This is a genomic window from Hyphomonas sp. BRH_c22 (assembly GCF_000961795.1).
In the GTDB taxonomy this organism is placed as follows: Bacteria; Pseudomonadota; Alphaproteobacteria; order Caulobacterales; family Hyphomonadaceae; genus Hyphomonas.
The window spans coordinates 109,736-136,114 of record NZ_LADU01000092.1 but is presented as its reverse complement, the minus strand read 5'-3'; the positions used below and the strand labels follow the sequence as shown (position 1 = coordinate 136,114).

Below are 26,379 nucleotides of genomic sequence, written 5' to 3'. Positions count from 1 at the left end.
AAGGGCAGGCGCGGCGGCCTTGTCGGAGGCTTGACCGGCCGTCAGGGACAGGCGGATCGGCAGGCCCGCCTCATCAACCACGGCATGGATCTTGGTGCTCAGTCCCCCACGAGAGAGACCGATGGCGTTATCCGGGCCCCCTTTTTTCCGCCTGCGGCGTGCTGGTGGGCCCGGATGATCGAACTGTCGATGAAGGCCATAGATTCGGGAGATCGCTCCGCCAAGGCATTGAAAACATTGAGCCAGACGCCTGCCTTCGCCCATCTGTTGAAGCGATTGTACACCGTGGTGTAAGGGCCGTAGCGCTCCGGCAGGTCGCGCCAGGGCGAGCCGGTCCGCAGAATGTAGAAAATCCCATTCAGCACCCGCCGGTCATCGGCGCGGGCAACCCCGCGCGGTTTGTTCGGCAGAAGCGGCTCAACGATCTGCCACTCGGCATCGCTCAAATCAAAACGGGCCATGATCCATCTCCTCTCACGAGAAGGGAATCATGAACCCACTCAATTGGGAATCCTGTTTATGAGTACAGAACCTAGGCGGGCGCCTTCGTCTTGAGGGCGAGGGCGTGCAGTTCGCCGCCCATTGTGCCCTTGAGCGCCGCATAGACCAGCTGGTGCTGTCCCACCCGGGACAGGCCGGCAAATTGCGGGCTGATTATTTCCGCCTGCCAGTGATTATCATCTCCGGCGAGATCGGTGAGCGTGATCTCTGCGTCCGGAAAGGCGTCGGTCAGGTAGCCGAGCAAGGTGTCGCGGGTCATGGCCATGGCAGTGTGTCCTCGATTCAGTTAGGCACATGGATGCAGGTCCCGATGGGGTCAAGGTGGCGAGCGGAGCAGATTCAGCGATGAATGGCAGGAAAGCGTGGGGCATGGCGGCCATTCTGGGGGTCGCAGGGCTGCTGATCGGCGGACTTCTGCTGTCGCTGGACCGGGATGAGACTGCGCCGAGTCTGGTGCAATACAATGCGCAGTACATTGATGCTGGGGCCATGCTGCGCCTGACTGAAACGCTGTCCAGCGATGCGCTCGAAGGCCGGGCGACGGGCACGCGCGGCAATCAGGCAGCGCGGGATTTCGTGCAGAAACGGTTCGAGACGTTGGGCTTGAGACAATTTGGCGAGGCCTATGTCCAGCCATTCGCCGTGGTTTCCGATGACGAAGGCGCGGCGCCGGTCGTCGGCGCAAACCTGATCAGCTGGATCGCCGGACAAACCCCGGGCGAGGGGCCGGCCATCGTCATCACGGCGCATTATGATCATCTCGGCATTGTGGATGGCGAAATCTACAATGGCGCGGATGACAATGCATCCGGGACGGCCGCCCTGATCGCCGTCGCCCAGTATTTTTCGCTGCATGCACCCCGGCATGACATCATTTTCGCAGCTGTGGACGCAGAAGAGATTGGCCACCTCGGGTCGCGTGCCCTCGTCCTGTCTCCGCCGGTACCGCTGGAGCGGATTGCCCTCAACATAAACTATGACATGGTCAGCCGGTCATCTGCCGGAGAGCTCTATGTGGCTGGCACGTTCCACACGCCCGGCCTGAAGCCACTGGTCGAGGCGGTCGCTGCGGATGCGCCGGTCAGGATATTGATCGGGCATGATGACCCGGCACTGGGACAGGCTGATGACTGGACGCTGGCGTCCGATCATGCGGCGTTCCATGAAGCGGGAATCCCTTTTCTCTACTTCGGCGTCGAAGACCATCCGGGTTACCATCAGCCGACGGACGACTATTCAGAGATCACCCCGGATTTCTTCGCCCGCGCGGGCGATGCGCTCGTCATGGCTGCGTTGGCGGCAGATCAGAACCTGGAGTCTATCGCCCGGATGAGGCGCACCGATTAGTCAACCGTGTTCATGTAAGCGGGCAGCCAGTCTTCATGGGCTTTGCGGAGAGTGGACAGGGGGAGATCGACCTTGTGTCCGTCAGACGTGATCCCACTGAGTGCTTCGCCTTCGAAATGAGCAAAGGCAAAGCAGGTGATGCCCGCCTTTGTGGCTCTGGCGCCAAGGTCATCGAGCGCGTCACGGTTCATCGCTACGAGGTATCGCGCCTGGTCTTCGCCGAACAGCTCCTGGGGGCCTGATGTGCCACTTTGCAAAGTGAATTTGACGCCGGTGCCGCACGCAAGCGCCATCTCCGCAGCGGCACATGCAATGCCTCCATCGCTGATGTCATGCACGGCGCTCGCGAGACCGTCATGGATGAGTTGACGAACAAATGCCGCGTTTTGGATTTCGGTTTTGAGATCGACCGGCGGCGGAGCGCCGAGTGCTTCACCCTTCAGGCCAAGCCATTCGCGTGCATAAAGGCTCGCGCCCATATGACCTTTGGCTTCGCCGATCAGGATGAGCACGTCGCCGGGCTGTGCGCCTTTCAGCGTGGCGATCTTGCCAATATCCTCGATCAGGCCGACGCCGCCGACGACGGGTGTCGGCGGGATGGCGACGCCGTCAGTCTCATTATAGAGCGAGACGTTGCCGGAGACGACAGGGAAGTCGAGCACGCGGCAGGCTTCGGCCATGCCTTCAATGGCCTTGACGATATACCCCATCGTTGCGGGCTTTTCCGGGTTACCGAAGTTGAGGTTGTCGGTGATGGCAATGGGTGTTGCGCCAACGGATGAGAGATTGCGGTAGGCTTCCGCCACGGCCTGCTTGCCGCCCACATAGGGGTCAGCGGCCACGTAGTGCGGATTGCAGTCCGAACAGATGGCGAGCGCCTTGTTCGTGCCGTGGATGCGCACGATCGCGGCGTTGCCCATGCTTTGCGAACTATCGACTGTGTCGTTCATCACGTGGCGGTCATACTGTTCCCATATCCAGCGCTTCGAGGCCATGTCGGGACAGGACATCAGCTTCAGCAGTACTTCTCCAAAGTCATCCGGCTCGGGGAATTTGGAGATGTCGAGCGGCGCGCGTTTGGGCGGCTCGATCCATGGCCGGTCATAATTGGGAGCGTCCTCGGCAAGCGGTGCAACCGGAATGTCGCAAACGACCTTGCCAAATTGCTTGAGCACAAGGTGGCCCGTGTCCGTCGTCTCGCCGATCACTTCGGCCGAGAGGTCATACTTGTCGAAAATGGCCTTCGCCATGTCGATCTTGTCCGGGTAGAGCACCATGAGCATGCGCTCCTGGCTTTCCGACAGCATGATCTCATACGCAGTCATGCCATCTTCGCGCTGCGGCACCTTGTCGAGGTCCATGACCACACCGATGCCTTCGCCATTCTCGCCGCCACTGGCCGCCATTTCGACCGATGATGATGTCAGGCCCGCCGCGCCCATGTCCTGGATGGCCTGGATGGCGTCCGTCGCCATCAGTTCGAGGCAGGCCTCGATCAGCAGTTTTTCGGTGAACGGGTCGCCGACCTGAACTGTTGGCCGCTTTTCCTCGTCACCTTCGGAAAACTCGGCCGATGCCATGGTCGCGCCGTGAATGCCGTCACGGCCGGTCTTGGAGCCGACATAGAAGATCGGGTTTCCAGGCGTGGCGCCGCGCGCGTAGAAAATCTTGTCCTGGTCGGCGAGGCCGACGGCCATCGCGTTGACGAGGATATTGCCATTGTAACCGGCGTCAAACTGGGTTTCGCCTGCAACAGTCGGCACGCCGACGCAGTTGCCGTAGCCGCCGATGCCTGCGACGACACCCTGGACAAGGCTGCGGGTCTTCGGGTGGCCCGGGTCGCCGAAGCGAAGGGCATTGACCAGCGCAATAGGCCGCGCGCCCATGGTGAACACGTCGCGCAGGATACCGCCAACGCCTGTCGCCGCGCCTTGGTAGGGCTCGATGTAGGACGGGTGGTTATGGCTCTCCATCTTGAAGATGGCCGCCTGTCCGTCGCCAATATCGATAACACCGGCATTCTCTCCCGGCCCCTGGATCACGCGGGCATTCTTGGTCGGGAATTTCGACAGGTGGCGCCGTGATGACTTGTAGGAGCAATGCTCGGACCACATGACCGAATAGATGCCGAGTTCGACAAGGTTCGGCTTGCGGCCAAGGCGGGTGACGAGGCGCTCCCACTCATCGGCCTTGATGCCGTGTTCAAGACCTTGGGTCTCGTCCTGGGTGGCTGTCAGGTGGGCGAGTATCGCAGATGTATCAGGCATGCGGGCGCTTTAGACGCAAAGTGCGCGAGTCGCCAGCCTGATTGTGCTCACTCGGCGTTTTGGGCGTCCAGCCATGCGCGTCCTTGAATTTTAGCCAATCCGACAAGGTTTCCCATCGCGAGGTTCATGTCGACAAGGTGCAGGCCCCAGTCCGGCACGACTTCTCCATTGACGATGAGGTCGCCGGGAATGTCGTCTGCGCGGGGGTCCGCAGGATCGGCATGAATGGTAATGGCCAGCCAGTCATGCGTCTCGTTGGAAAGACATTCGGCTGTGAGGAGGCCCGGCAGCGCAACGAAGGGCGTGTCGACGGCGACGCCATAGTCATTCGGTGCCAGCCTTCCGAGGCTCTGGCGTGGCATAAAGGCTTTCAGGTTGCCGTCATCGCCGCTGAGGCTGGCTGGATTGGTGCATACGGCGCGTTTGCCGTTCTGGTTCTTGCCGAACCAGGACTGGGCAGGGGGCGGTACGTTTTTACGAAAACTTTCAAAATTGACCAGACATCCTGTCTGCGCGCCGTCTGTGCAGACGGGCAAGCCAGCCGCCAGGCCGGTATCGGGATCGATTCCGGTTCCATACCCGATCGCATGGACCGCGATGAGCTTTTCCCTGGCTGACGACGCAAGGATGTCTTTCTCCAGCAATTCGTAGATCATGCCTGCGCCTTGCGAGTGGCCGACAAGGACAACACCGCGGCCATTGTTTTCCGTCGCCAGATAGGCATTCCAGCTGTCGATCACGTCTGCATAGCGCATCGCGTCGTCGGCGGCTGTCTGGCCGGTGGTCATTTGGTTGCGCAGTTCGAGCAATGTGGTTTGCCGATACATGGGCGCGAACAGCCGGCACGCCTCACCGTAGCGGGCGAACTGGTTGGCAATGACGTTTAGCTCTTCAGGCCCGGCAACCATGTCGCTATTGGGCGTGACGTCGAAAGACACGGTCGGATAGATGTAGAAACAGTCGAATGCAGGCTCAGCCGCTGGTGCGAAGGGCATGAGTTGCGTCGAGCCGTCCGCGGCTATTGCCGTCGCCGTGAGGTCGACGGAGCAGGCATCGTCCGGCTTGTCAGGGTGGCACAGCCAGTTGGTCATATCGGTATAGTCATTTGCCGAATTGGCCGAAGATTCTGTTTCGGGCACGACAGGCGCCGGCTCGTCCACCACGGGAGAGGCTTCCTGGCTGCATGCCGCAATCGCGACCATGGCCGCGCCAATCATCAGTTTTTTGAGCATGTCAGACTTCCTTGGATGCGATTACGAGACTGGTTGGATACGTGTCAGATTCCCAGGACCGTGTCGATTTCTGCAAGATGGCCGACCTTGTCGGCGTCACTCATGAATGCGGCGGTGAAGCTGTTGCGGGCGAGCTGTATGATCTGATCGTTTGACAGGTTCAGCGCGTCAGCCACTTCCCGGTAGTTTTGGTTCACATAGCCGCCGAAATAGGCCGGATCGTCGGAATTCACCGTAACCAGCAGACCGGCTTCGAGCTGGGTCTTGAGCGGGCTGTCGCGCAGGTCGTCGATGACGCAGAGCGAGAGATTGGAGAGGGGGCAATTGGTCAGAGGCGTCTGTGTGTCCTGAAGCACTTTCAAGAGGCCTGCATCTTCCATTGAGCGATTTCCATGGTCGATGCGGTCCGCGCCGATATCGATCAGGGCTTCACGGACGTATTCTGGCGGGCCTTCTTCACCCGCATGCAGGCAGAGCTTGAAGCCCAGTTCCCGGCATTTCGCGAACAGCCGCGCGAACTTGGACGGCGGGTGACCGATTTCAGAACTGTCGAGGCCAACCCCGATGAAGCGGGAGTGATAGGGACGGGATTCCTCGAGCAGGGCGAAGCCGTCCTCTTCACTGAGGTGGCGGAGAAAGCTCATGATCAGGTGGGACGTAATGCCTAGCCTCGTTTCGCCATCGGCCAACGCTTCGAGAATGCCGTCGGCCACTGTCGAGAAGGCAACGCCGCGTTCTGTATGGGCTTGAGGATCGAAGAATATTTCGACATGCCGGACATTATCGGCCGCGACCCGTTCAAGATACGCCCATGTGAGGTCGTAAAAGTCCTGCTTGTGCAGCAAGACCGCCATGCCCTGATAATAGATGTCGAGAAATTCCTGTAGGTTCGAGAATGCATAGGCCGCCCTGGCCTCGTCCAGCGTCTTGAAAGGGACGGATATACCGTTTCGCTGAGCGATCATCATCATGAGCTCGGGCTCGAAGCTGCCCTCAATGTGAAGATGTAGCTCGGCCTTCGGCAATTTTGCGATCAGTGCGGCGCGGTCAGTCATTCAGGGCCTCCAGAAGTGGTCCCAGGTGGGATTCATAGTTACGCCAGCGTCCCGATGAGCGCTGGTAGAGCGGCTCGCGGACTTGCCAGACACTGGCGGTCTTAACAGGCGCGCGGGAGGACTGAAAGTTAAGGCATGCCTCCTCGAAGGGAAGGTCCAGGAACGCCGTCACGTCGCGAATTGCCGTTTCCGGATTGCGGACAAGCGTGTCGTATTCAACGCCGAGCATTCTGTCCCCCGCGATGGTTTTCCAGTGGGCCATCAGGCGTTTGTATGCGCAATAGTGATGGCCGAGATCGGCAAGGTCCAGCGCGTGAGCATGGTCGTGGCTGAGGTGCAGGAAATAGTTGGACAGGCAGGTGTCGCGTGGATCGCGAACGGTGTGCAGGATCCTCGCATTCGGAAAGAGGCGGAGGATGAGACCAATATGATAGAAATTGTCAGGCCGTTTGTCGGTGACGATTCCGGACGCATCAGGAAAACGAAGCGCAACGCCTTCCAGATAGGCGTCGCGCAGGGCCGCGGCCTTGTCAGGTGTGAGTGACGCAAGGCTGCGCGGATAAGGGCTCAGATCACGCGCAACGATTGTGCCAAGCAGTGGCAGCTCGCCCGCTGTTGTCACCGCGCTATGCGCCGACAGGATCTGTTCGAGCAGGGTTGAGCCAGAGCGAAACTGCCCAAGAATGAAGACCGGCGAAATCGCGGACGTGGTGTCGAAAGGCAGGCTCTCTGGTGGCGGTACTGCAATAAGCGAGTCGACAAATGCGTCCTGACGAGCCCGATTGTATCCGGGCATTTGCGGGTGACGCGAGGCGAGGCTGGCCGCATTGGCGCGCCGGTATGCGTCAAAAGCCATATCGAATTCGCCCACCTGGTCGAGCAGTCGTCCCAGCGCAAACCCGAGGCTGGCGCGGTGGTCTGCGGGCAAGTCGTTTCGCGCGAGAGCGGATTTCAGCCGTTCGACAATTTCGTCATCCCGCGATGTCACGACTGTCAGGTTGGCAAGCCGGGCAAGAGGCTCGGCCGCATCCGGCTCCTGCTCCAGCAGTGCCCGGTATTCTTTCGCCGCAGCCTCGCGGTCTCCAAGGTCTTCCAGCGTATTGGATAGATTGAACCGCGCCTCCGCGTAGCGGGGATTGATCGCGAGCGCGGCGCGGTAGGTCTGCTCGGCTTTCGCAGGGTCCAGCAAATCGTCGGCGTAAATGACGCCCTTGTTGAGCAGCACTTCCTCCGGCCCTGTAATCGACAGCGAGAGCGCACGGTCATAGGCTTCAAGGGCGCCGATCGGATCGCCCGCCCGCCGGAGGAGCCAGCCGAGATTGTACCAGCTGTCAGGCAGCCCGGGTGCCTCGGCGAGAACGGCGCGATACGCGGTGACGGCCTCTGCTACCTTGCCGGCCTGCCGAAGCGCCGAGGCCTGCGCGAGACGTTGGGCAACGTGAGGTGGGAGGGCTGGCTGTTTCATCTTGCCTGCCGTCTTAGCGGCGGCAGCAAGGCGTGGCCAGCATGTCAGGCGGCGTTCACGAGGCTTTCGAATACGCCGAGGCCATCCATTCCACCCTCATTGCCACCCACGGCGCGTTCAGGATGCGGCATCATGCCGAGTACGCGCCCGTTTTCGCTGAGGATGCCGGCAATGTCGCGTGCGGCACCGTTTGGATTCTCACCCTGGGCATAGCGGAAGGTCACGCGGCCTTCGCCTTCGAGCCGGTCGAGCGTTGCCGGGTCTGCGTAATAGTTGCCATCATGGTGGGCGATCGGGAAGGTGACCATGTCGCGACCGGCATAGGCGCTTGTAAAAGCAGTGTTCGCACTCTCCACCGTCAGGCGTTGCGGCTTGCAGACAAAGTGAAGTGAGGCATTTCGCATCAAGGCGCCGGGCAGAAGACCCGTCTCACAAAGGATCTGGAAACCGTTGCAAACGCCGAGCACATATCCCCCGCGCTGCGCGTGGGCGGTCAGTTGTTCAATAACTGGGGAGTTGCCGGCAATCGCGCCACACCGCAGATAATCTCCATAGGAGAAGCCGCCGGGAACCATGACCAGGTCAGTATCATCCGGAATGGTTCCATCCTTGTGCCAAACCATGACGGGCGCCTTGCCAGTCACTTTGGCGAGGGCGTCTTGAGCGTCCCGGTCGCAGTTGGAACCGGGAAATACGATGACGGCGGTTTTCATGCGGGTCCTTTAGCAGGGAGTCGCGACAAATGGGAACTGATATTCAGCGTCTGCCAAGTCGTAAAAGGCAAACTCGGGAACTTGTTTGCTGGCATCCATAAACTTTGCCTTGCCGCTTTAAAACGGAAGAGTAATCATGAATCGCTTGCTCGAAAAGGAAAGCGACTCATGAAGAAGATTTTGATTGCCCTGCTGGCCGTCTCCTATGCGCCATTCGTCACTGCCTGCAACACTGTCGAAGGCGTCGGAAAAGACGTCGAAGCGGGCGGCGAAGCCGTCCAGGACGTCGCCAAGGACGTGGAAGAAGAGATTACGAACTAGGCGCCCAGTCCCAGTAAATGTTGGGCTGGTTCTGAGCTCAAAGAGGTAGGACCCCATGGTCCAACCTGTTTGATGTCTGCCCGTCGGTTCGGGGTCTTCGGGCGTTTGGCGATGTTGCACGCATCGTTGAAGGCCGCAAAGAAGACGTATCGTTGATCATGTGGACCCGGCGTTCACTGTCGAAGGGCTCTACTAAGATTGGCTCCGGCAACAGACAGCGTGCAAGGGCAATTGCGCCGCACCCTTGCACGCTTCTCGTGGCGCGGGTGATCCCTATATGTCTCTGAGTGACGATAGACAAATGGAGAGAAGCCCATGAAATGCCCCGTCGACAATGAGACCTTGGTAATGGCCGACCGAAGTGGCGTCGAGATAGACTATTGCCCAAAATGTCGCGGTGTCTGGCTTGACCGGGGCGAGCTCGACAAGATTATCGAACGCGCTGTCCCGTCCGAACCGCCCGTCAAAGGCCCGCGCTATGATGCTGACGACAATGGCGAGCGCGGCGACAGCCGCAAGGACGTCAAGCCCTACCGCAAGAAGCGTGAGTCTTTTCTGGGCGAACTCTTTGATTTTTAGACGGTTTCCTGTCTCCCGGTAGAAAGCCAGCTAATACGGCAGTGGCATTTGCCAGTCAGGTGCGGGGTGAGAGCTCCTGCAAGGCCCGGACGATTATGCAGCACGACCTTGCCGGGCGGCCTTTCCCTAGATGGGAACAGCTCGGTGAAGGCGTTACCGAAGAGTGAGCCAGAAACATCGAGCGTGACCATGGCAGCCTGAAGGGCCTTGATCGCTCGAAGCCTGCGGGCGTCCCCAGCTGGGTTACGAGATGATCGCCTAGGGCTGCACTTCCCTGATTTCAGTCCCGGGCACCTTTCATGAAATCGAAATCGATGTGGCGCTTGAGCGCCCACATTCCTGGTAGATTCAGGGAGATGCCCCATTTTTCGGCAATCGCCCGCCGGCGGCCCAGGCTCACGAGCTTGAGATAGTCGGTCTGGGGGCTGTATTCCGATAGGGGACGGTTTGCGGCCAGTCTCACGATCTGTTCCGCGAGTACGGCGCCCTGGCGAACCGCGAAGACACCCGCTTTCGGGCGGGGAGAGAATGTCAGATGTGCCGTGTCACCGCAGGCAAAGACATGCGGATGGCTGATCGACTGAAGTGTCGGACCAACTGAAACAAATCCATCATGCAGGGCCAGCCCAGTCCCGGCGAGCCAGGACTGGGGGCGGGCGCCGGTGGCAAGTGCCACAAAGCTGGCCGGAACCGACATACCGGATGCGAGACGGACGCAGGTTCCGTCAGCGTCGGCAACAGGCTCGCCCTTGGACACGGTCACACCCGCCCGCTTAAGTTCCTTCTCAAGCTGACCCCGCATTGATGAATTTCCGCCCGGCAACAGGACCTTCCCGCGCTCGATGAGGGCGACCCTTGGCGGATTGGACTGGCCGAGGCTGTCCAAGCGGTATTTCATGGACAGGGCGAGTTCGACGCCCGCGGTGCCGGCGCCGATGACGGCGGCGCAGGGTGGACTGGCGCTGGCCTCTACGCTGGAGACAAAGGCTGACCATTGATCGGCAAAGGGCCCGAGCGGCTTCACCGGAATGCCGACAGCCGCAAGGCCTTCAGGCGCATCGACAGCCGCAATCGCACCGATATCGAGCGAGGCATAATCGAAGGCAAGCTCGCGTCCATTGTCGAGTCCGGCGATGCGCGCGGAAGGGTCCAGCGCGGTGGCGCGGGTGGTGTGAAGGATGGTGCCGGAGGTGTGGCAGAGGGGGTGAAGGGGTATTTCGAGGGCGGTGCGTGGCCAATGACCTGCAATGTGGCCCGGCAACAGCCCGCTATAGGAGGTCGACGGTTCCGGGCTGACGAGATGAATGTCCAGGCCGGCAGGTTTCATGCTGGCAAGGCGTCGCAACGCGACCACGTGCGTATGTCCGCCTCCGATGAGGAGGATGCGCATCATGTGTTAGCGGCCGGGGATGACCACCAGGACTGGATCGCTGCAGCGATGGCATGGCTTGGATCGCGAGCCGAAGCGGGGGCGCGGAAGGCGACGACGGCTGAACCTTCGAGTGCGCTTTCATCTTCGACGTCGACCGGCCACCTCGCGCCAGCGATGATGCAGTCTTCCAGGCTGCCCAGATACTCGCCGAATTCGGCTTCACGGCCATCCCTGAAGAGGGGCAGCCAGAGGATGAGAATGCCTTGCGGCCAGCGCTTGAGGGCGCGTGGGGTCCACAAGGCCAGTGCATCGATGTCGCGGCTGGTCTCGTAGCTCGGGTCGACGAAACAGACCATTTGCTCGCCGCTGCGGGGCGAGAGCTTCAGCGCGCCGGAATACCCGTCAGCATGCTTGACCTGAACGCGCGGGTCATCGCCCACGGCCTTTGCCAGGGCCGCATGTTCGGCGGGATGCTTTTCAAAAAAGATCATGCGCGCAGAGGGGGGCAGAAGAGCCTGAGCGAGTGCAGGAGAGCCAGGATAGTCCTTCATGCCGCGACCTTCAACATGGGAGACCCATGGCTTCAGTGCGCGCGGTGGCTTGCCGCGATGCAGGGCGAGAATGCCCGTCTCTGCCTCGCCGCCTTTGCGGGCCTGTTCACCAGTCAGATCATAACGGCCGCGACCGGCGTGGGTCTCGACATAGAGAACGGGTTTTCCTGCTGCGGCGATCTGGCCGAGCAGGGCATGCAAAACAGCATGCTTGAGCACGTCGGCGCGGTTGCCCGCGTGAAACCCGTGTTGGTAGGAGAGCATGGCAGCGTCTTTCTGGCGTCAGAATGAAATAGTCCCGAACGGCCGTCAGGGCCATCCGGGACTAAGCCGTTTGTTCAGTTGCGTCTATTCAGACGCAAGGGATTCCTTGCGGGCAGCTTCGAACTCGTTGCCGGCATACCAGGTCGGCCAGTCGCTGGAATCAGCGATGCTTTCGCCCACGGCATAGAGCGCCTGGATGTCCTGCGCGAAGCCGGACAGGTCCCAATCGTCTGAGTATTCGTCCATTGGCTTGTGGTAGCGTTCGGCGGTGTAGGCTGCAGCGGCGGCCTTGCCGGCAGCCACCCCGCCATCAACCTTGTCTTCACCACCATCCGCATAGAGCATCGGCACACCGCGCTTGGCGAGCGAGATATGGTCGGAACGGTAGAAATACCCGGCCTCAGGCTTGCCGTCGGGCGTGACAACGCGGTTATCGGCTTTGAGGATTTCCGCGAGGCGGTCTTCGAGTTCAGATGCGCCATAGCCAATGACGACCATGTTGCGGGTCGGGCCGATGGGAAGCGCGCCATCCATGTTCAAACCGGCCACGATCTTGTTGAGCGGCACGGTCGGGTTTTCGGCGAAGTATTCCGAACCGAGCAGGCCGGATTCCTCGAGCGTGACGGACAGGAACATGACCGAACGCTCATGTGGTGCCTGTGCAAAGGCTTCTGCGAGTTCAAGAAGTGCCGATACGCCGGTGGCGTTGTCGACGGCACCATTGAAGATCTGGTCCTCATAAAAGTCTTCGCCGGGGGCGCCTGTCTTGGCGCCGGTCTTCTTGCCAAGGTGATCCCAGTGAGCCGTGTAAAGAACATATTCGTCAGGCTTCGTGGTTCCGGGCAAGACGCCAATCACATTGCGGCTGTCCAGTTCGTCGATTGTCTGGACAATCTCGCCGGCCGCCTTTACCCCCGTGAGAGGTGCTGGCTGGAAACCGCGGGTTTTGGCGGCGGTCTTCATGGCTTCGAAGTCCATGCCGGCCGTCGAGAATAGCGTCTCGGCCATGTCACGGGTGATCCAGCCTTCGACCTGTGCGCGGTTTGCGCCGCCATCGGCACGAACAAGATCAGACTGGGCGCCTGACCAGGAATTCTTGACGACATCCCAGCCGTAGGATGCCGGCTCGGTTTCATGGACAATGATCGCAGCAGCAGCGCCCTGACGGGCGGCCTCTTCATACTTGTAGGTCCAGCGGCCGTAATAGGTCATGGACTTGCCCTTGAAGAGCTCCGGATCACCCGTCGCGAAGCCCGGATCGTTCACGAGAATGACCACCGTCTTGCCGGTATAGTCCTGGTCCGCATAATCGTTCCAGCCATACTCAGGTGCAACAACACCGTAGCCGACGAAGACGACATCCGATGGGGCCAGCGAGATCTTGTCGACGTCCTGATGCTTGGTCCAGATGACTGAGTCCTCCTTCAGGACGGTTGGCATCTCGGTGCCATCCGGCGCGCTGAAAGTGAGGAAGGATTGTTCGGGGTCGATGGTCTGGTTGACCATGGCAACCTTCTGGAAATAGGTGCCGTCGTCGCCGGCAGGCTCAAGGCCGACGCGGGCCATTTCGGCTCCGATCCATGCAGCGGACGCTTCCCCAACCGGTGTGCCAGGGCCGCGACCCTCGAATGTGTCATCGGCCAGCGCTTTAATGCGCTCGGCGAGGTCCCTAGCGTTGATGTCTGCGGTCGTGGCGGTTGGAAGCGGAAGCAGCAAGGTTTCGGCTGGTGGCGTTTCGGCGGCGGGCGCCGGTGCTGGCGCTTCCTGCTTCGGGCCACCGCAAGCGGCAAGTGCCACAAGCGACACGGCGAGTGCGAGATTTTTCATGGATGTCTGCCCCTCCAATGGGCGTCGTTTAGAGATTGGCAAAGGGTCTGGCATGGCGCGCGTCAGGCTTCAAGGCGCACGGGATAGGCGTTATCAGGAAAAAGGGCGGACCCCACTTCTGGAGCCCGCCCTTAGTTGTCTTCAAATTGGTAAGAAACTATTCTTCTGCTTCGTCGGCAGCAGCGTCTGCTTCTTCAGCAGCTTCTTCAGCAACGGCTTCCGTTGCTTCAGCAGCGGCTTCGGTTGCGACGGCTGCAGCGTCTGCAGCGGTATCAGCGGCTTCTTCGGCAACGTCAGCCGCTTCTGCAGCGACAGTTGCGTCTTCGGTGACTTCTGCGACTTCGGCAGCGACAGCGGCCTCAACAGCGGCTTCTTCAGCCACTTCAGCAGCAGGAGCCGCTTCTTCGGCAACGTCTGCGGCTTCAGCAGCAACGTCAGCGGAAACTTCAGCCGATGCAGCGTCGAGGTTTGCAGCGGTTTCGGATTCGGCAACGGTTGGCGTTGCGCAAGCTGCGAGCATGGCGAGCGATGCGGCTGCTCCGGCGATAAGTTTGATATTCATGTATTCACCCTCTCTGAGACTTTGTAGTCTTGTGTATGGCGAACTCCCTTCCCGAAGATCGCCTATCGCGGGCGTCTCAATCAAATGTGGCGATTTCAGGGCAGGGGTATCCATTCCGTATCGTCACCCGGAACAAACGGAAAGCGTTCTGTGCCGTGTAATCTGATGGATTCATTCCAGTCCTGCTTGGCTTGGTCGATCCGGTCTGCACTGGATGCGACGAAATTCCAGTCGATATTCCGGGGGCCCTCCAGGGGGGCGCCGCCGCATATGACGGCCTTGGTGCCAGGCAGGAATTCCACAGCAATATCGACTCCCGGCGTCAGGACAACCATGACGCCTTCACCTATCTGATTGCCGTCGACCGTGACACCACCGGACACAAGATAGAGGGCGCGTTCCTCCGCGAGTGTGGCGGGAAGAACCATATTGGCGCCGTCCGGGGTTTCGATGGCAGCATAAAGGATGGGCCAGGGGAAATTGACAGGTGAGCGATGGTCCCACGCTTCGCCAGCGAGTACCCGAATGTCTGCGCCGTCGATCGTGAAGGTCGGGAGTGTATCTGCGGGATGATGGACGAATGATGGCGGCATGTCTTCGTGGGTAACAGGCAGGGCGACCCAGGTTTGCAGGCCGTGCATGCTCTGGCCGGCTTCGCGCTCCGGTGCCGGCGTGCGCTCTGAGTGCACAATGCCGTGTCCGGCGGTCATCCAGTTCACCGCACCGGGGCGAATGACCAGGTCCGATCCTAGACTGTCCTGGTGGCGGATCGCGCCTTCGAACAGGTAGGTCACGGTGGCGAGGCCGATATGCGGATGAGGGCGAACGTCGAAGCCGTCGCCCGGTGCGTATTCAACAGGGCCGAAATGATCGAAGAAGATGAAGGGCCCAACCATCTTGTGCGCATGGAATGGCAGCACTCGGCGCACACGAAACCCGCCGCCCAGGTCACGGGCGCGCGGATCGATGGTTCTGACAATTGCGTTAGTCATGAGATGACAGCCTTTCCAGAAGAATTGGAATGCCCAATTATGGCGTCATGGACGGCGATCTCAAATCATATCTTGAAAACGTCCGTGCGTGCCGGTTGTGCGCGCATGAGATGTCGCGCGCGCCGAACCCTGTGTTGCAGGCGAGCGACACGGCGCGCTTACTGGTCGCCGGACAGGCGCCGGGAAACCTGGCGGATGTGACAGGAACACCGTTCAATGATCCGTCCGGCGTTCGCTTGCGTGACTGGATGGGCGTCTCGGAAGACGAATTCTATGACCCGTCACGGGTGGCCATCGTTCCCATGGGGTTCTGCTTTCCCGGCAATGACGCCAAGGGCGGGGACCGACCGCCGATGAAACGCTGCGCGGCAACCTGGCGCGAGGGGTTATTGTCGAAATTGCCGAATATCCGGGTGACGATCCTGATCGGGGCATATGCCCAGAAATGGCATCTCGGGAAGCGGACGGCAGGCTCGCTGACCGAAACGGTAAAAAACTGGAAGGCCTTTACAAGTGAGCAATTGTTCACCATTCCTCATCCGAGTTGGAGAAACACGGCATGGCTGAAACGCAATCCATGGTTCGAAACAGACGTGCTGCCGGAAATGCGACGCGCCATTCGTGGTGTTTTGGAATCCTGACGTTCCTGATTGCTGCCGTAACGCTGACCAATTGTACGCATCCGATCACGCAAGGACCGCAGCTCGTGTCCCATCCTGTCACACCTCACTTCGATACCGATCACGACCTGTTTGTTGCTACAGATGGTTCGAAGCTGGGCCTTACGGTGTGGCCGGCTGAAAATGTCGCCTCCCCGGAATTCGTCGTCGTCGGTGTGCACGGCATGAATGACTATGCGAATGCCTTCCACATGGCGGCGCCTTATTGGGCCGCCAAGGGTGTGACAACCTATGCCTATGATCAGCGAGGATTCGGGCGGTCACCGGGGCGGGGGATCTGGCCAGACGAGGAACTCATGCGCGACGATCTGCGTACGGCGGTCGACGTTGCCAGGGAGAAACACCCTGATGCGGTCATTACGGTGGTCGGCATATCCATGGGGGCGGCCGTGGCGATCACTGCTTTCGGCTCCGACCGGGCGCCCAGGGCCGATCGGTTCATCGCTTCCGGGCCGGGCCTGCGCGGGTGGGGCGCGATGAACCCTTTCTATCGTGCCAGCCTGTGGGCTTCGACGCGTACCCGCCCTGGCTGGATCGTGCGTCCGCCACGCCGGCTCGTGAAGATTGAGCCATCCGATAATGTCGAGATGCTGCGCCGGACCTGGGCGGACCCCCTGATGCAGCCGTTCAATCGCATCGACCAGGTCTATGGCGTGGTCAGCCTGATGGAGACGGCCCATGCGCGGGCGGGGCGCCTGTCGGATGGCCTGCCCATCCTGGTCTCCTATGGCGCGAACGACCTGGTGATCCCGCCGGCGGGGGTGAAACGCACGTCAAAGAAACTGCCCGGCAGCGTTCGGACGGTCTACTATGCGGATGGATACCATATGCTTTTGCGTGACCTGCAGGCTGAAACCGTCCACGCCGACTATCTCGCCTTCATGAAGGCCCCGGACGCGTCATTGCCGAGCCAGGCGCCGGAATGGCCGTGGCGCTGATCAGGCATTCCACAGCCCAAAGCCTCTTGCGGTCAGTCACGCGTGGACAAATATAAGTCGTTCTGCCAGTTCTGGCAGAATAGAGATTCCTGACAGACAGCCCCGAGGCCTGATTTCATGACGAGTTCGTACCAGACTGCCCTCAACCTTGTTCCGATGGTGGTGGAACAGACCAGCCGGGGGGAGCGGGCGTTTGATATCTTTTCGCGCCTCCTGAAGGAGCGAATCATCTTCGTGACTGGCGGAATAGATGACAGCATGGCGGCCCTCATCACATCGCAGCTCCTGTTTCTTGAGTCGGAAAACCCGAAAAAAGACATAGCCATGTATATCAACAGCCCTGGCGGATACGTCACGTCGGGCCTCGCGATCTACGATACGATGCAATATATCCGCTGCCCGATCTCGACAGTCTGCTTCGGACAGGCGGCCAGCATGGGCTCGCTGCTGCTCGCAGCCGGCGAAAAAGACATGCGTACCTGCCTGCCGAATGCGCGCGTGATGCTGCATCAGCCATCGGGCGGATACTCAGGCGTTGCTACAGATATCGAGCGGCACGCACAGGACATTATCGACCTGAAACGCCGCCTGAACAATATTTACGTCAAGCATACCGGCCAGGAGTACGATGTGATCGAGCGCAAGCTCGACCGGGATACTTTCCTGACGGCCGAGGAAGCTGTCGAGTTCGGGATTGTCGACAAGGTGTTTGAACGTCGCGACTCCGAGGACGAAAAATAGTCGACGACGTTCCCCATCAAATGCGGCGCGCCTCTTGCAGGGTGGGCCATGACCCTTATTGTCATAATAAAGAACCGGGTGAGGGCGCTTAAAGGCCCCGTTAAACCTTACCCGGCATTGAGGACGGCATGACCAAGCAAAACGGATCAGGCGATTCAAAGAATACGCTTTATTGCTCTTTCTGTGGAAAGAGCCAGCATGAAGTGAAAAAGCTGATCGCCGGACCAACGGTGTTCATCTGCGACGAATGCGTCGAATTGTGCATGGACATCATCCGAGAGGAAAACAAGACAGCCATGGTGCGGTCACGCGAAGGCGTGCCGACACCGCAGGAAATCTGCGACGTGCTGGATGATTACGTCATCGGCCAGCGCCATGCGAAACGCATCCTGTCGGTGGCTGTGCACAACCATTACAAACGCCTGTCACATGCCGGAAAGACGGATGGTGTCGAGCTTTCCAAATCCAACATCATGCTGGTCGGCCCGACGGGTTGCGGCAAGACCTTGCTGGCGCAGACCCTGGCACGCATCCTCGACGTACCGTTTACGATGGCCGATGCGACCACGCTTACAGAAGCGGGCTATGTCGGTGAGGATGTCGAAAATATCGTCCTGAAGCTGCTTCAGGCGGCCGACTACAATGTTGAGCGCGCCCAGCGCGGCATCGTCTACATTGACGAGATCGACAAGATTTCGCGCAAGTCGGACAATCCATCCATCACGCGTGACGTGTCGGGTGAGGGCGTCCAGCAAGCGCTGCTGAAGATCATGGAAGGCACGGTTGCGGCCGTTCCGCCGCAGGGTGGACGCAAGCATCCCCAGCAGGAATTCCTGCAGGTCGATACGACGAACATCCTGTTCATCGTTGGCGGTGCCTTCGCCGGGCTCGACAAGATCATTTCGTCACGCGGCGACAATGCGTCGATCGGCTTTGGCGCATCCCTGAAAGATCCGGAAGCGCGGAGTGTGGGCGAAATCCTGCGCAATACCGAACCGGAAGACCTTCAGCGCTTTGGCCTGATCCCGGAATTCATCGGCCGTCTGCCCGTCATCGCGACACTCGAAGACCTTGATGAAAAGGCACTGATCGAGATTCTTACGCAGCCCAAGAATGCGCTGCTCAAGCAGTATCAGAAACTGTTCGACATGGAGAATGTCTCCCTGACGTTCACGCCTGAGGCGCTGACCAGCGTGGCCCGCCGGGCCATCGGCCGGAAGACCGGTGCACGCGGATTGCGCTCGATCATGGAATCGATCCTGCTCGATACGATGTTCGAATTGCCGAACCTACGCGGCGTCGAAGAAGTCGTGATCAATGCTGAAGTGGTCGAAGGCAATGCCGAGCCGCTCTACGTGCATTCGAAGAAGAGTCAGCCAGAAGCCGGCTGATCCTGTCAGGTACGAAAACAAAAACGCCCCGGATCCATGATCCGGGGCGTTTTTGCTTGCAGGCGCACAAGCAAAAGGCCGGAACCCGAAGGTGCCGGCCTCATTGAGCTTGAGAGAAGTCTCGCTCTTAGACTTTGTAGTACATGTCGAATTCCACTGGGTGAGGGTGAAGTTCGTAGCGCATGTTCTCTTCCATCTTCAATTCGATGTAGGCATCGATCTGGTCGTCGTCGAAAACGCCGCCCTTGGTGAGGAACTTGCGGTCAGCATCGAGCGCAGCGAGTGCCTCGCGGAGTGATCCGCACACTTGCGGGATCGACTTGGCCTCTTCCGGCGGCAGGTCATAGAGATCCTTGTCCATGGCGTCGCCAGGGTGGATCTTGTTCTCGATACCGTCGAGGCCGGCCATGAGCAGGGCCGCGAAGGCGAGATACGGGTTCGCTGCGGGATCAGGGAAGCGTGTTTCGATGCGCTTGGCTTTCGGATTGGAGCCGAACGGGATGCGGATCGACGCCGAACGGTTGCGAGACGAGTAAGCCAGCATCACGGGTGCTTCATAACCTGGGACCAGGCGCTTGTAGCTGTTGGTCGACGGGTTGGTGATCGCGTTCAGCGCCTTTGCGTGCTTGATGATGCCGCCGATGTAGTAGAGGCACATCTCGGACAGGCCGGCATACTTGTCGCCGGCGAAGAGCGGTTTGCCGCCGCTCCAGATCGACTGGTGCACGTGCATGCCGGACCCGTTGTCCTTAAACATGGGCTTTGGCATGAAGGTCGCCGTTTTGCCGTAGGATGCGGCAACGTTGTGGATGACGTACTTGTAGAGCTGAAGGCGGTCAGCCATCACGGTCAGGGTCGAGAATTTCAGGCCGAGTTCGTGCTGGGCTGGCGCCACTTCGTGGTGGTGCTTTTCAGGGTCCAGACCGATGTCACCCATGATCGACAGCATTTCGCCGCGCATGTCCTGCTCGGAATCGATTGGCGGGACAGGGAAATAGCCGCCTTTTGGACCTGGGCGGTGGCCCATGTTGCCCATTGGGTATTCCTTGTCGGTATTGATCGGCAGTTCGGTCGAATCGAAGCTGTAGCCGGTCTTGTGAGGCTCAACCGACCAGCGCACGTCATCGAACACAAAGAACTCGGCTTCCGGGCCGAAGAACACTGTGTCGCCGACACCTGCGGCCTTGACGTAGGCTTCGGCCTTCTTGGCGGTCGTACGCGGGTCGCGGTTGTAGGCCTGGCCCGTAATGGGATCCAGGACGTCGCACATTACGGCGAGTGTCGTTTGCTGGAAGAATGGGTCGATAATTGCCGTGTCCTGGTCGGGCATCAGCAACATGTCGGACTCGTTGATGGCCTTCCAGCCCGCAACGGATGATCCGTCAAACATCTGGCCTTCGGTGAAGAAGTCATCTTCGACCATGCCTTTGTGGAAAGTCACGTGCTGCATCTTGCCGCGCGGGTCGGTAAAGCGAAGATCGACGTACTGCACGTCCTCTTCCTTCATCATTTTGATTAGCTTGTCAGCCATTGGATTTGCCCTCCAGAATTGTTTCTTGCTGAGTCGAAAAATTGCTTATTGCAGGATTAAAGCGCTGCGTCGCCCGTTTCTCCGGTCCGGATGCGTACAGCTTCCAGCACGTCCGACACAAAGATCTTGCCGTCGCCGATCTTGTCGGTGTGCGCGGCCTTCTTGATGGCCTCTACGGCGCCTTCGACGGCGCTGTCTGCAAGCACGATTTCGATTTTGAGCTTCGGCAGGAAGTCAACGACATACTCGGCGCCGCGATACAGTTCTGTGTGCCCGCGCTGGCGGCCAAACCCTTTGGCCTCAATTACGGTCATGCCCTGCAGGCCGATTTCCTGCAGCGCTTCTTTCACGTCGTCCAGTTTGAATGGCTTGATGATCGCTTCGATTTTCTTCATGGCCCATGTTCTCCCAGCCGCTGAATTTGGTATTGATTTTGGGTAGGCGCACTCTCGCTGTGAGGCGAGTACTAGATGCTGAAACGGCAGTGGGATCAGAACGCGTGGTCAACATTTGGGCACACGTGCCCCGAAATTGAGCATCGAGTGAGCGGCTGCGATGATGGAAATATGACGCCTGCGTCACTTTGATTGTTAACCCGCATATGCTAGGAACAGACTGCAATTCTAGCGAAAGCGCATGCCATGACCGACGTGTTTGTTCATCCTGACCGCCGTCCTGCGAAGTTCCGTCCGCTCACTGCGTGGGCGCATATGCAGCAGCTGATCGCGGACAAGGAAGATACTGAACAGGTGTTTCATATCATCGAGGCGCTCAATGGCCGCTCTTTCGAGAAGAACTTTCACGCCTTTGCGGAAAGCGAAAAGGGACGGGAGCAGCTCGCCAGGAAAGAATACCTGCCGCCTATGCTGGACGACCATGAATGGATCCGCGCCTTGCCGGATGGCACTGTCGGACGCGCCTATGTGGATTTCATGGAGCGTGAAGGCCTGACAGCCCAGGGTCTCGTCGATGAAAGCGAGAAATTTCATGGTGCGATTCGTGACTTTGATGACGACTACAACTGGTTCGGAAATCGCTTGCGCGATATGCATGACCTGTTCCATGTGCTGTCTGGATATGGGCGTGACGCGCTTGGCGAGGCCAGCCTGCTGGCATTCACCTACAGCCAGAACCCGGGATTAGGCGTGATATTCATCTCTTATATGGGCTGCCGGCAAATCATGAAGAGTGTGCCGAAGGAAGCGCGCATCATGGATTGCTTCCGTGAAGGCAAGCGAAACGGTGCCGCCGCATCGCGGATTGTGCGCGAGGACATCATTGCCCTGCTTCACGAGCCGCTTGATGCCGCGCGGGCCCGACTGAACATCGCCAAGCCTGTGGCCTACCTACACGCGTTGGAAGTCTGCGCGAAGAAGGGGTTGGTTGCAGACCAGATTGCGCTCAATCCGATCCAGGTTCAGGTCGCAGCGTGATTTTTCTTGTCAGGCACGGCGAGGCTGCGGCCGGTTGGGGTGATCACCCGGACCCGGGATTGAGCGACCTCGGCAAGAAACAGGCAGATGCTGTCGCTGTCGCACTGGAAGACCTTGGTGCAAAGGCGGCTATTTCCAGCCCCATGTTGCGCTGCCGCGAAACCGCCTTGCCTTTCGAACAACGCATGGGCCTGGTGGCGAAAGTGGCGCCCGAAATTTCCGAAATAGACACGCCTGCCGATGTCGGGGACCGTGTGGCGTGGCTTCGTACATTGATGGCGGGCGAATGGAAGGGTGGTTCGCACGATTTCCAGGGCTGGCGTCAGGCCATGCTCGATTTTGTCACAGGCCTGCCTGATGACACGGTTGTCTTCTCTCACTTTGTCGCGATCAACGCATTGGTCGGCATGATCGAGTCCGATCCGAGAGTCGTTGTCTTTCGCCCGGGGCATTGTTCTGTGACGCAGCTTTCGCGGACGCCGACAGCCCTTCGTGTTGCTGAATATGGAAGCGAATCCGCAACACGCGTGTTATGAGGTCGCCCCATGGGCAGACCGATTATTACACCGCAGGAAATGACCGCTGCTGAGCAGGCCGTTTTCGCAGCAGGCACAGATAGTTTTGACGTGATGAGCCGCGCCGGCAGCGCGGTCGCAGAGTTTCTCCATGCGCGCTGGCCGGAAGGCAAGGTCCAGGTCCTGTGCGGGCCGGGCGGCAATGGCGGCGATGGTTTTGTGGCCGCCGCCCGGCTTTCGAAGCTGTGGCGCGAGGTCGATGTTTACTGCACGCATGACAAGGCGAGCCTGACAGGTGACGCAGCCAAGGCTGCGGCGATGTGGGACGGCGAAATTCATCCGCTCGAAGCGGCTATCGAGGCACCCCACGCCATCGTTCTCGATGCACTGTTCGGCGGCGGCCTGTCACGACCCCTCGATGGCGTGGCGGCCGCACTGGCAGAGCGGGGCGGGCGGGTTGTATCCATCGACGTGCCGTCGGGTATTGATGGTTTGACCGCCCGGCCGCTTGGTCCCTGTTTTCGCGCCGAGGGTACGATCACATTTGCAGGCCTGCGTCCGGCGCACGTCCTGCAACCGGCCTCTGCCTATTGCGGACTGGTTGCGACGGCCGACATCGGCGTGCCGGTTCAGACACTCACGGTTGAGAACAGCCCGCTGCTATGGGGACCTCTCATGCCGCGGCTCGGACCGGGCGTCTACAAGCATGCGCGTGGACATCTGAAAGTCGTCAGCGGGCCTGCATCGGCAACCGGCGCGGCGCGCCTCGCGGCGATGGCGGGCCTCAGGATAGGGGCAGGGCTGGTCACGGTTCTCTCACCGCCCGGCGCAGTCACGGTGAATGCGAGCCATCTGACCGCCATCATGCTGCAACCGATCAATGACGCCGTAGACCTTGAGACTGCGGCCAAGTCGGCGAATGTGGTCATCGTCGGCCCCGCTGCAGGCGTGACGCCAGCGACCCGGGCAAATGTCGAAACCATCCTGAAGTCCAGGGCGCGCGCCGTTCTGGACGCAGATGCGCTGACCGTCTTTGAAGGATCAAATAGCGCCCTGTTCAAACGGCTCCGGCCAGACGACATTATTACGCCCCATGCAGGAGAGTTTCACCGCCTGTTCGGCTACGCGCAGGATTCCGGCGTCAACAAGATCGAAACAGCACGCCGCGCGGCGAAAGAGGCCGGGTGCGTGGTTCTCCTTAAGGGCGCCGATACGGTCATTGCTGCGCCAGATGGGCGTGCGATCGTGAATACGCATGCGACTCCCTGGCTCGCAACGGCTGGTTCAGGCGATGTGCTGGCTGGCCTTCTCGCCGGCCTGATGTCGCAGGGCATGCCCACGCTCGAGGCTGCCGCCATGGCGGCATGGGTGCACGGTGAAGCAGGGCGGCGTGTGGGGGCAGGCCTGATTTCCGAGGATTTGCCGCACCACGTGCCGGGCATTCTGAGCGCCCTGCATGGCGAAATGGCGTGAAATTCCGCACGCATGGTCTTTCCTGTTGATAGGTCCGGCCTGCTCGGTTAGGAACCGTGGATCGCGGATGTGGCGGAATTGGTAGACGCACTGGATTTAGGTTGTGCCCGGCACTGGTTTCGACCTCGCGTAGACTTTTGTGCCGCGCCCATAAACCATTGCGCATCGCGACGAAATCTGGATGAGCGACCTCTGAACTATTTCAATTTGTAGAGATGTTGTGACGCGATTATGTGTCGTCCGACGTGACGAAAAAGGGATTTGTGCTAATAAGGCAATAAGCGGGTATGGCGGAATTGGTAGACGCAACGGCTTTAGGTGCCGTCGGGGCAACCCGTGGGGGTTCGAGTCCCTTTACCCGCACCAGATTTTGGGGGCCTCATGTCTGAGCATTTTGCCGTCGTGGCTCAAACTATTCGAGAAGATGCTATCCGTAGTTCCACCGAGAATGTGGAACGTATTGTGGCAGAATTCTCAGCCGGAGGGCGTCTGTTTTCGGGTGCATTCTGGAGGGCGCTTGAACGAGCATTGTGCCAGCATGTGAGAGAATTTTCTCGAGAACTTCGCGCGAGACTTTCAGAGCACGATGTTGAGCACACAACTATAGACGAAACCGACTTTGCAACTGCTAAGACTCTCGTCGACCAGTTTGCCGCCGACGTTCGAGAACTCCATCAAGGTCAACGGTATCGCCAGGGCGACCGATACCCCCACGGACACGAACCTTTTGAAGATGGTGAACTGGACAGTGTCATTCTTGATGCCCGCTCAAGCATTGAGGCTGATCGCAAGGTCTTCCACTCGAAGCGCTCGTTTTGGAAGTGGGCCTGGGGTGACGCGCGAAGACGCATGTTTGCTGGCGTACTATTCTTGATCGGCGCAGTCGCGTCCGCTGTAGTCAGAAACGTATGGACACATCTGTTCTGAAATCCTGAGATTATTTCTGGCCAGAAAACCCAAAAAAGCCTGTGACGCGCGAGCAATAAGTTCCAATTAGAAACTCTAAGTCTTGTGGCTTCCGCGTTAGGCTTCTCACAACGCGTTGTGGACCCATTTAAATGCACTGGATTTAGGTTCCAGCGCCGCGAGGCGTGGAGGTTCGAGTCCTCTCATCCGCACCAGGCTTCTGAACATGCAGCATATCCCGCATAGTCTGCGTGGACAGGCGCTTTAGCCTATGACATAAGCCGCGCCTTCAGACAGGTTCCACAGCCTCCAGCGTGCTTTTTTGCCTCGCGACCCCAAAAACGGATGAATAAACCAATGGAAGTAACCCAGACCAAGGCAGAAGGTCTTAGCCGCACATTCGAAGTGAAGGTTCCGGCGAGCGAACTCAAAACGAAACTTGACCAGCGGATTGAAGAAATTCGCCCGAGCATGAGGCTGAAAGGCTTCCGTCCGGGCAAGGTTCCGGCTGCTCACGTCCGCAAGATGTTCGGTCGTGACCTCATGGGCGAACTCGTCAACAAACTTGTCGACGAAACCAACCAGAAAGCGCTTCAAGAGAACGAGCTGCGTCCGGCTGGCCAGCCAAGCGTGCGCCTGGATGCCGACATGGAAGCGGTCATCAAGGGCGAAGCCGATCTCGCCTATCACATGGACATCGACGTGATGCCCGAGTTCACGCCAGCGGACATCGCGAACCTCGAAATTTTGCGCCCCGTCGCAGACGTTTCGGACGAGCAGATCAACGAAGCGCTCGGCCGCATCGCTGAACAGAACACCCAGTTCGAGCCCCGCGCCAAGACTGCCAAAGCGAAAGACGGCGACGCGGTCGTCATCGATTTCGTCGGCAAGGTTGACGGCGTTGCCTTCGAAGGCGGCACGGCAGAGCAGCAATCGGTGGTGCTCGGCGCCAACCGGTTCATCCCGGGCTTTGAAGAGCAGCTCGTCGGCGTCAAAACAGGCGAGGAAAAAGAACTCAACGTCACTTTCCCTGAAGATTACCCTTCGGCTGGTCTCGCCGGCAAGGCGGCGGTCTTCGAAGTGAAGGTGCAGGAAGTTCGCGCGCCCAAGACGCCGGAACTCGATGATGACTTCGCCAAGGGCCTTGGTCTTGAAGACCTCGAACAGCTCAAGGGTCTCGTCAAGGACCAGCTCAAGGTCGAGCATGACAATGCATCCCGCTCGAAGGCGAAGCGCGATCTGCTCGACAAGCTCGACGATGCGCACAGCTTCGATCTGCCGCCGAACATGGTCGAACAGGAATTCGCGCAGATCTGGCAGCAGCTGCAGACCGAAATGGATGCAGGCCGCGTGTCCGACGAAGACAAGGCGAAGTCGGAAGACGAGCTAAAGGAAGAGTATCGCAAGATTTCCGAGCGTCGCGTGCGCCTTGGTCTCGTGCTGGCTGAAATCGGCCGTATCGCGGATGTCCGCATCACCGAGCAGGAAGTAAACCAGGCACTGATCGCCGAGGCCCGCCAGTATCCGGGGCAGGAGCGCCAGGTCGTCGAGTTTTTCCAGAAGAACCCCAACGCCATGGCCCAGCTTCGCGCACCGATCTATGAAGACAAGGTTGTCGACCACATCCTGGCCGCAGCCAAGGTGACGGATGAGATCGTCTCCCGCGAAGAACTCTTCAAGGAAGAAGACGAGTAGGTCTCGAACAAACCTGATCAAAATCAAG

Annotated in this window: 25 protein-coding genes, 1 tRNA gene and 1 pseudogene; 13 read left to right on the top strand and 14 right to left on the bottom strand. The window is 59.5% G+C overall.

Translation table 11 applies throughout. The features are described from left to right. Positions 1-461 (bottom strand): annotated as a pseudogene (locus VR74_RS13320) (IS5 family transposase); the annotation flags it as partial. 71 nt (positions 462-532) lie between these two features. Beyond that, positions 533-766, bottom strand: coding sequence for a BolA family transcriptional regulator (locus VR74_RS13315; protein WP_045697533.1), 234 nt, complete (start codon positions 764-766; stop codon positions 533-535). 104 nt (positions 767-870) lie between these two features. On the opposite strand from VR74_RS13315, the gene VR74_RS13310 reads away from it, so the two are divergent. Next, positions 871-1,848, top strand: coding sequence for a M28 family peptidase (locus tag VR74_RS13310; RefSeq protein ID WP_299950500.1), 978 nt, complete (start codon positions 871-873; stop codon positions 1,846-1,848). On the opposite strand, the gene purL is transcribed toward VR74_RS13310, so the two are convergent. The 5 genes from purL to purQ are packed head-to-tail and all read right to left on the bottom strand — an operon-like array spanning position 1,845 to position 8,580. Further along, positions 1,845-4,115, bottom strand: coding sequence for a phosphoribosylformylglycinamidine synthase subunit PurL (purL, locus tag VR74_RS13305; protein ID WP_299950497.1), 2,271 nt, complete (start codon positions 4,113-4,115; stop codon positions 1,845-1,847). The two genes, VR74_RS13310 and purL, sit on opposite strands and share 4 nt — an antisense overlap. Before the next feature lie 47 nt (positions 4,116-4,162). Then, positions 4,163-5,347, bottom strand: a complete 1,185-nt coding sequence (locus VR74_RS13300; protein WP_299950494.1) for a DUF3089 domain-containing protein — start codon at positions 5,345-5,347, stop codon at positions 4,163-4,165. A 44-nt stretch (positions 5,348-5,391) separates the two neighbouring features. Continuing rightward, positions 5,392-6,402 carry an adenosine deaminase gene (locus VR74_RS13295; RefSeq protein WP_045697531.1) on the bottom strand — a complete coding sequence of 337 codons (1,011 nt, stop codon included), beginning with the start codon at positions 6,400-6,402 and terminating at the stop codon, positions 5,392-5,394. Next, positions 6,395-7,867 carry a sulfotransferase gene (locus VR74_RS13290; RefSeq protein ID WP_045697529.1) on the bottom strand — a complete coding sequence of 491 codons (1,473 nt, stop codon included), beginning with the start codon at positions 7,865-7,867 and terminating at the stop codon, positions 6,395-6,397. Before VR74_RS13290 ends, VR74_RS13295 begins: the two co-directional genes overlap by 8 nt. Before the next feature lie 44 nt (positions 7,868-7,911). Continuing rightward, on the bottom strand, positions 7,912-8,580 hold the full coding sequence (gene purQ, locus VR74_RS13285) for a phosphoribosylformylglycinamidine synthase subunit PurQ (RefSeq protein WP_045697527.1): 669 nt from the start codon (positions 8,578-8,580) through the stop codon (positions 7,912-7,914). Positions 8,581-8,748: 168 nt separating this feature from the next. Between purQ and VR74_RS21055 the strand changes: the two genes are divergently transcribed. After that, on the top strand, positions 8,749-8,901 hold the full coding sequence (locus tag VR74_RS21055; RefSeq protein WP_299950491.1) for an entericidin A/B family lipoprotein: 153 nt from the start codon (positions 8,749-8,751) through the stop codon (positions 8,899-8,901). A gap of 315 nt (positions 8,902-9,216) precedes the next feature. Continuing rightward, entirely contained in the window at positions 9,217-9,480 is a 264-nt protein-coding gene (locus VR74_RS13280) for a zf-TFIIB domain-containing protein (protein WP_045697525.1), read from the top strand. A 280-nt stretch (positions 9,481-9,760) separates the two neighbouring features. Here VR74_RS13280 and VR74_RS13275 read toward each other — a convergent pair whose 3' ends face one another. From VR74_RS13275 to VR74_RS13255, 5 genes are all read right to left on the bottom strand, one after another. Continuing rightward, positions 9,761-10,873, bottom strand: a complete 1,113-nt coding sequence (locus tag VR74_RS13275; RefSeq protein ID WP_045697523.1) for an FAD-dependent oxidoreductase — start codon at positions 10,871-10,873, stop codon at positions 9,761-9,763. Next, positions 10,870-11,667: a 23S rRNA (adenine(2030)-N(6))-methyltransferase RlmJ gene (gene rlmJ, locus VR74_RS13270; protein ID WP_299950488.1), complete on the bottom strand. Its 798-nt coding sequence runs from the start codon at positions 11,665-11,667 to the stop codon at positions 10,870-10,872. Before rlmJ ends, VR74_RS13275 begins: the two co-directional genes overlap by 4 nt. A gap of 84 nt (positions 11,668-11,751) precedes the next feature. Next, on the bottom strand, positions 11,752-13,494 hold the full coding sequence (locus VR74_RS13265; protein ID WP_045697522.1) for a M28 family metallopeptidase: 1,743 nt from the start codon (positions 13,492-13,494) through the stop codon (positions 11,752-11,754). Between the two features lie 157 nt (positions 13,495-13,651). Further along, a complete protein-coding gene (locus VR74_RS21050; RefSeq protein ID WP_299950486.1) occupies positions 13,652-14,056 on the bottom strand; it encodes a hypothetical protein in 405 nt (134 codons plus the stop codon). Positions 14,057-14,151: 95 nt separating this feature from the next. After that, positions 14,152-15,048: a pirin family protein gene (locus VR74_RS13255; protein ID WP_045697521.1), complete on the bottom strand. Its 897-nt coding sequence runs from the start codon at positions 15,046-15,048 to the stop codon at positions 14,152-14,154. 29 nt (positions 15,049-15,077) lie between these two features. On the opposite strand from VR74_RS13255, the gene VR74_RS13250 reads away from it, so the two are divergent. The 4 genes from VR74_RS13250 (at position 15,078) to clpX (ending at position 18,798) form a co-directional block, all read left to right on the top strand. Beyond that, positions 15,078-15,689 carry a uracil-DNA glycosylase family protein gene (locus VR74_RS13250; protein WP_299950483.1) on the top strand — a complete coding sequence of 204 codons (612 nt, stop codon included), beginning with the start codon at positions 15,078-15,080 and terminating at the stop codon, positions 15,687-15,689. Continuing rightward, a complete protein-coding gene (locus VR74_RS13245) occupies positions 15,608-16,666 on the top strand; it encodes an alpha/beta fold hydrolase (protein ID WP_299950480.1) in 1,059 nt (352 codons plus the stop codon). The genes VR74_RS13250 and VR74_RS13245 overlap by 82 nt, the downstream gene beginning before the upstream one ends. Before the next feature lie 117 nt (positions 16,667-16,783). Next, entirely contained in the window at positions 16,784-17,407 is a 624-nt protein-coding gene (locus VR74_RS13240) for an ATP-dependent Clp protease proteolytic subunit (protein ID WP_045697519.1), read from the top strand. Positions 17,408-17,535: 128 nt separating this feature from the next. Next, positions 17,536-18,798 (top strand): ATP-dependent Clp protease ATP-binding subunit ClpX, encoded by a 1,263-nt coding sequence (gene clpX, locus VR74_RS13235; RefSeq protein WP_045697517.1) that lies wholly within the window; start codon positions 17,536-17,538, stop codon positions 18,796-18,798. Between the two features lie 127 nt (positions 18,799-18,925). Here the strand turns inward: clpX and glnA are convergent, their stop codons facing one another. Further along, positions 18,926-20,329: a type I glutamate--ammonia ligase gene (gene glnA, locus VR74_RS13230; RefSeq protein ID WP_045697515.1), complete on the bottom strand. Its 1,404-nt coding sequence runs from the start codon at positions 20,327-20,329 to the stop codon at positions 18,926-18,928. Positions 20,330-20,385: 56 nt separating this feature from the next. After that, positions 20,386-20,724 (bottom strand): P-II family nitrogen regulator, encoded by a 339-nt coding sequence (locus VR74_RS13225; protein ID WP_045697513.1) that lies wholly within the window; start codon positions 20,722-20,724, stop codon positions 20,386-20,388. A 246-nt stretch (positions 20,725-20,970) separates the two neighbouring features. Here VR74_RS13225 and VR74_RS13220 point away from each other — a divergent pair, with 246 nt between their 5' ends. The 6 genes from VR74_RS13220 to tig all read left to right on the top strand — a co-directional run bounded on the left by VR74_RS13220 (position 20,971) and on the right by tig (position 26,351). After that, positions 20,971-21,762 (top strand): Coq4 family protein, encoded by a 792-nt coding sequence (locus VR74_RS13220; protein WP_045697511.1) that lies wholly within the window; start codon positions 20,971-20,973, stop codon positions 21,760-21,762. Then, positions 21,759-22,298: a histidine phosphatase family protein gene (locus VR74_RS13215; RefSeq protein WP_045697510.1), complete on the top strand. Its 540-nt coding sequence runs from the start codon at positions 21,759-21,761 to the stop codon at positions 22,296-22,298. The genes VR74_RS13220 and VR74_RS13215 overlap by 4 nt, the downstream gene beginning before the upstream one ends. Before the next feature lie 9 nt (positions 22,299-22,307). After that, positions 22,308-23,750 carry an NAD(P)H-hydrate dehydratase gene (locus VR74_RS13210; protein WP_045697508.1) on the top strand — a complete coding sequence of 481 codons (1,443 nt, stop codon included), beginning with the start codon at positions 22,308-22,310 and terminating at the stop codon, positions 23,748-23,750. Positions 23,751-24,031: 281 nt separating this feature from the next. Further along, a tRNA-Leu gene (locus VR74_RS13205) sits at positions 24,032-24,116 on the top strand. A gap of 15 nt (positions 24,117-24,131) precedes the next feature. After that, the gene (locus tag VR74_RS21045) at positions 24,132-24,677 is read left to right on the top strand and encodes a hypothetical protein (protein WP_299950477.1); all 546 of its coding nucleotides are present in this window, start codon (positions 24,132-24,134) and stop codon (positions 24,675-24,677) included. 336 nt (positions 24,678-25,013) lie between these two features. Next, positions 25,014-26,351 (top strand): trigger factor, encoded by a 1,338-nt coding sequence (tig, locus tag VR74_RS13200; protein ID WP_045697506.1) that lies wholly within the window; start codon positions 25,014-25,016, stop codon positions 26,349-26,351. Positions 26,352-26,379: the final 28 nt, after the last annotated feature.